Origin of the sequence: Gordonia sp. 852002-10350_SCH5691597, assembly GCF_001665715.1 — a bacterium.
In the GTDB taxonomy this organism is placed as follows: domain Bacteria; phylum Actinomycetota; class Actinomycetes; order Mycobacteriales; family Mycobacteriaceae; genus Gordonia; species Gordonia sputi.
On sequence record NZ_LZMO01000110.1, the window covers coordinates 1 to 5,237 of the forward strand.

A 5,237-nucleotide genomic window follows, 5' to 3' on the forward strand; every position below is an offset into this window, starting at 1 on the left:
TGCTCTGTCCCGGAGGCCGCCGCCAACGGCCACCCGACCGCGGCGCCCCCGCCCGGGCGCGCGGGGCACGGCCGCCGCGGCCGCCCCCCGCCCCCCCCCCCCCCCGCCCCCAACAAACCCCCCGTTCCCGGTTGTTGGCTTGCTTTTAACCGCGGCCGGCGCGGCGGGGGGGCGGGCCCGGACCGGATACTCGTGATGGCTGAGGAGTCTCAGCTCACCGTGATCTCAGCTCGGTGAGCTCAGATCCTCGGCGTCGTGTTCAGAACTCTTGGTCTCCGCCGCCAACGGCCACCCGACCGCGGCGAGCCGAGATGCCACCTGGTTGACCTCGTACTCGGTCGGCGGTTGGTCGGAGACCTTGGTGATCGCGCCCGCGATCTGCTCCTCGGTGAGTGGGGTTCCGATTCCCTGCTCGGCGGCGAGTTCCATGCACACGTGCATGATCTGGTCGTCGTCGAGCACCTTGGTCAGCAGAGCGAGCAGCGGCGGGAAGTCGGTGGGTGGGACCCCTTCGGGGTAGCCCTTGCGAATCCAGTTGACGGCGGATTCGAACAGCGACGTGGTGGCCATGATGCCTTTCGGTTCGAAATCGAAATGTCGAGTGGCGCTTGGGTTTACTTGTATGCCCAGGAGGGGAAGAGCTTGATGTCGAAGTAGTAGTTGAGCGTCTGGCGGCAGATCCACAGCAGGCCGATGACGATCACTGCCGCGACGATCGCGAACAAGACGTAGCCCAGCGCGCGCAGCGCGGGATTGGGTGCCGAGGTGGTGCCGTCGGCGTTGAGTCCGCCTTCACCGCGCGCCTCGCAGACCATGCCTACCGCGAACAGTGCGGGCAGACCTGCGCCGAGAACCAGACCGATTGCGAAAACCTTGAGAATCGATTCGAGGATGTCCATGAGATTCAGCTTTTCCTTTAGTCGTCCGTCGTCGTCTCTGGTTGCCTACGTCATCGCTGTCGGATCGGGGACCTGACGCGGACCGTCCTGCGCACTCGGCGGGATGATCGAGTTGGTCTCGTCGTCCCATTCGTCGTTGACGTTGTTGGAATCGACCTTGTTCTGCTGTGCACGCCAGTACATGTATGCCGACGCCGCGACCAGTAGGACGAAGATGACGACAGCGCCGGCGACGTCGCCGAGCAGGTGGCCGAGGCCGTAGCAGACAGCGCCGACGATGCCCGCTGCGGGAAGCGTTGTGACCCAGGCGATGACCATGCGGCCTGCGACGGCCCAGCGGACCTGGGCGCCCTTCTTGCCGACGCCGGAGCCGAGGATCGAGCCGGTGGCGACCTGCGTCGTCGACAGTGCCATGCCGGCTGCCGAGCTGGTCAGGATGATGGCGGCGGAGCTGGCTTCAGCGGCCATGCCCTGCGGGGAGCTGATCTCGACGAGGCCCTTGCCGAGCGTGCGGATGATGCGCCATCCGCCGAGGTAGGTGCCGAGGGCGATGGCTCCGGCGCAGCTGACGACGATCCAGACCGGCAGGCCGTGCTTGACCGACGATGCGCTGAGGTGACCGGTGCAGATCAGGGCGAGTGCGATGACGCCCATCGTCTTCTGTGCGTCGCCGGTGCCGTGAGCAAGGGAGACCAGCGATGCGGTGACGATCTGTCCGCTGCGGAAGCCCTTCTCCTGCTTGGAGACCAGGATCTTTGCGGTGATCTTGAAGATCAACCAGGTGCCGACCGCGGCGACGGCGCAGGCGATGAAGGGCGAGGCGAGCGCGGGGATGATGACCTTCGACAGCACGCCGTGCCAGTCGATGCCGCTCGCGCCCAGCGCGGCGATACCCGAACCGATGAGTCCGCCGAACAGAGCGTGGCTCGAGCTCGACGGCAGACCGAAGAGCCAGGTGAAGAGGTTCCAGAGGATGCCACCGACTAGGCCGGCGAAGATGATCAGTAGAGCTTCGTTGGCGTCGATGCCGGAGATCAGGGCTCCGGACTTGTCTTGTAGGTGAAGGATGTTCTTGGTGATTGTCGCCGCGACCTCGACCGAGAGGAACGCGCCGACGAGGTTGAGGATGGCCGCGATCGTGACCGCGACCTTGGGCTTGAGTGCGCCCGTGGCGATGGATGTCGCCATGGCGTTTCCGGTGTCGTGAAATCCGTTGGTGAAGTCGAAGCCAAGTGCTGTGATGACCAGCAACACGAGGACAAGCATCTCTCCGCTCATGGGCAATATCATGCTGCCCGGATTAAGGTTTCGCCTAAATTAAGTTCGACTGCCGTGTGTTTGTGACCTGCGAGTTTGCCTATCTGCACACGGTGTTCACCTAGTGTTCACCGAACTGACCGTGGGCGGACACCGTTTGCGCAGCTAATGTCCGATTTGTGTGCGTGGGGGTCTCGACAAGCTCGACCAGCGGGCGGGGCGCTCGACCAGCGGGCGGAGCTCGACCAGCAGTGGGGGCGAGCGAGCGCTCGGGCGGGTCTCGACAAGCGGTGGGGGCGCTGTGGAAGAATCCGAAACCATGACCGCTTCTGCCATCAAGCTCGGTATGCCCATCAATTACGCCGGTGATTTTCGCGAGACGATCGACAACCTCGTCGACTTCGAGTCGGCGGGTGTCGCTCGAATCGCGGTGCCCGAGGCATACAGCTTCGACGCCGTGAGCCAGCTCGGCTACATCGCAGCGCGCACCGAGAAGATGGAGCTGCAGTCGGCGATCCTGCCGATGTACTCGCGCACACCGTCGAACTTGGCGATGACCGCGGCGGGGCTCGACTTCATCAGTGGTGGTCGCTTCGTGCTGGGTATCGGAGCGTCGGGGCCGCAGGTGATCGAGGGCTTCCACGGTGTGAAGTACGACTACCCGGTGGGGCGCGCGCGTGAGAACGCCGACATCTGTCGACTGATCTGGCGTCGGGAGAAGACGGAGTACCGAGGCAAGCACTACACACTGCCGTTCACCAAGGAGGACGGCGGCACAGGGCTTGGCAAGCCGCTGAAGATCATCAATCATCCTGTCCGCGAGAACATTCCGATGTTGCTCGCTGCTATCGGTCCGAAGAACACCGAACTCGCGGCCGAGATGTTCGAAGAGTTCCAGCCCTTCCTGTTCCACCCCGAGCACGTCGACGTCGCGTTCGGTGAACCGCTGGCAGCGGGCAAGGCGAAGCGCGATCCTTCGCTGCCCGAGCTGGGAATTGTGGTGCAGGCAACCGCACGGGTGACCGAGGACGCCGAGCAGATCGAGAACGCGTCGCAGATGGTTCGGCACCAGGCGGCGCTCTACATCGGCGGAATGGGCGCGCGCGGGAAGAACTTCTACAACCAGCTCACCGTCCGTTACGGCTACGCCGACGCGGCCAAGGAGATCCAGGACCTCTACCTCGACGGCAAGAAGGTCGAGGCTGCCGCGGCGGTTCCCGCAGATCTGGTCGAAGCGATGAGCCTGATCGGTCCGCGTTCACTGGTGACCGAGCGCGTCGCGGCGTTCCGCGCGGCGGGTGTCACGTGCATCCTCGCTGCTCCGGTGGCGCCGACGCATAAGGAGCGGGTCGAAGACATGGCTCAGCTCGCGGAGATCTTCGCGAGCTGAGCCAGCCTTCGTCCGCATTCAGCGGTCAGTTGGTTTTCGTTGATGTGCCCGCCGAGCTCTTGGTTGCGGTTGCTGCTGCCGTTTGTGTAGCGGTCGGCGTTGCCGTTGCCGTCACCTTGGGTGTCGCCGTTGCCGTGGGTGTCGCGGTTGCCGTGGCTGTTGCTGTTGGCGTTGCAGTAGCCGTAACTGTCGGTGTTGCGGTTGGCTTGGACGTTGCAGTCGCAGTCGCCGTGGGTGTTGCAGTTGCAGTAGCCGTGGGCGTTGCGGTTGCACTCGGCGACGCGGTGGTCTTTGTCGTCGACGGACTTGCCGCGGTCGGTGTTGCCGTCGCGGTCGGAGTTGCGGCGGCCGCCGAGGTGGTCGTCGGGGTGGCCGTCGGCGCGGCGGTTGTTGTCGCCGTGGTTGTTGTCGCCGGGACCGTCTCGCTACTTGCTTGTGCGGCAAGCTTTGTGACGGTCGTGGTCGTGGCGGCGTTAGTGCCGTACGCATTGCCCAGCGCTGCCGCCAAGTCGTTCAGCATCTGCTGGAACTGGGCGGCCAGTGCGGCCATCATCTGCTGCAGAGCATCGTTGAGCGCTGTCGACGGGTCCGTGGTTCCGCCGCCCGTATTCCCGCCGCCCGTATTTCCGCCGCCGGTGTTGCCGCCGCCGGTCGACGGTGTACCCGGATTCGATCCGGATGCATACTTCGCGATGAGTTCCGCCAAGACCTGAGCCGCTGGTTTCGCTGTCCAGTCGGTGTGGAAGAGTCCGAAATTGTCTTCAGTGGTGCCGTCTCCGGTCTTGGTGTCACGCGTCTCGTAAATGTAGATCGGTCCGGCGCCGGTCTGCTTCTGCCAGGTCTCGATGAAGTCCTGGATGAAGGCTGCCTGCTGGGCTTCGGTGTACGCGCCGGAGGTCGGTTGGCCGTACTCGGTGATCCAGATCTTCTTCGCGGAGTCGCCATACTGCGTCATCAGCGCTCGGATGGCCGCGATCTGCAGAGAGGGCACGTCCGGATGGTCGTTCGTCGAGTACGACGCGTCGTACTGGTACGGGTGGTACGAGAGGGCGTTGAAGTATCCCGCCGCGCCTGCCGCGTACATCTGAGAGATGAAGTCGATGGGGTTCAACGTGTTGCCGCTCGTCACGGCAGCGCCGACGACGCCGGCGATCACGACGGCGTCAGGGTCCGCGGCCTTGATGGCGGCGTAGGCGGCCTTGAGCATTGCCGTGTAAGCGGCAGGATCGATTGGGTTGTAGAAGAGGGTTGAGTTGGGCTCGTTCCACACTTCGTACCCTGAAATCTTGCCCTTGTAACGCGTTGCGACCGCAGTCGTGAAACCTGCGTACACGGCTGGATCAGTGTGACCATTGATGATGTTGCCTGCCCACCACGGTGTTGCGGCGATCGTCGCCACCAGGCTGATCCCTCGTGACTGTGCAGCGTTGACAAGCTGGTCGAGTTGGGTCCAGTCGTACACGCCCTGACGATTTTCGACGCTGGCCCACGGGATGAGCACCCGCACGCTGGTCACGCCGAGTGATTGGATCTTGTCGAGGGTCGTGTTCATGTCGGCACTGCTCAACGAGTACAGCGACGAGTCGGCTATGCCGATGGTGGTTGATGATTCATGGGCCTGGTGCACGGATAGGTGACAGGGTTAGTCACGCGGCCTGAGGGGCCTCGTGGTTGATGATGGTCTCGAATTC

5 protein-coding genes are annotated in these 5,237 nt (G+C 63.9%); 1 reads left to right on the plus strand and 4 read right to left on the minus strand.

What is annotated here, in order from left to right; translation table 11 throughout:
- Positions 1-225: 225 nt before the first annotated feature.
- The 3 genes from A5777_RS08140 to A5777_RS08150 are packed head-to-tail and all read right to left on the minus strand — an operon-like array spanning position 226 to position 2,177.
- Positions 226-570: a DUF3349 domain-containing protein gene (locus A5777_RS08140; protein ID WP_064862265.1), complete on the minus strand. Its 345-nt coding sequence runs from the start codon at positions 568-570 to the stop codon at positions 226-228.
- Positions 571-614: 44 nt separating this feature from the next.
- Entirely contained in the window at positions 615-899 is a 285-nt protein-coding gene (locus tag A5777_RS08145; protein ID WP_005208589.1) for a hypothetical protein, read from the minus strand.
- A gap of 45 nt (positions 900-944) precedes the next feature.
- Entirely contained in the window at positions 945-2,177 is a 1,233-nt protein-coding gene (locus A5777_RS08150) for an inorganic phosphate transporter (RefSeq protein ID WP_231894724.1), read from the minus strand.
- A gap of 298 nt (positions 2,178-2,475) precedes the next feature.
- Here A5777_RS08150 and A5777_RS08155 point away from each other — a divergent pair, with 298 nt between their 5' ends.
- Entirely contained in the window at positions 2,476-3,546 is a 1,071-nt protein-coding gene (locus A5777_RS08155) for an LLM class F420-dependent oxidoreductase (protein ID WP_005208595.1), read from the plus strand.
- A gap of 25 nt (positions 3,547-3,571) precedes the next feature.
- Here A5777_RS08155 and A5777_RS08160 read toward each other — a convergent pair whose 3' ends face one another.
- A complete protein-coding gene (locus A5777_RS08160; protein WP_231894986.1) occupies positions 3,572-5,098 on the minus strand; it encodes a cellulase family glycosylhydrolase in 1,527 nt (508 codons plus the stop codon).
- Positions 5,099-5,237 lie beyond the last annotated feature (139 nt).

Coding starts and splice junctions, on each gene's coding strand:
- A5777_RS08160 (WP_231894986.1), bottom strand. CDS start 5,098: ATGAACACGACCCTCGACAAGATCCAATCACTCGGCGTGACCAGCGTG.
- A5777_RS08155 (WP_005208595.1), top strand. CDS start 2,476: ATGACCGCTTCTGCCATCAAGCTCGGTATGCCCATCAATTACGCCGGT.
- A5777_RS08140 (WP_064862265.1), bottom strand. CDS start 570: ATGGCCACCACGTCGCTGTTCGAATCCGCCGTCAACTGGATTCGCAAG.
- A5777_RS08150 (WP_231894724.1), bottom strand. CDS start 2,177: ATGAGCGGAGAGATGCTTGTCCTCGTGTTGCTGGTCATCACAGCACTT.
- A5777_RS08145 (WP_005208589.1), bottom strand. CDS start 899: ATGGACATCCTCGAATCGATTCTCAAGGTTTTCGCAATCGGTCTGGTT.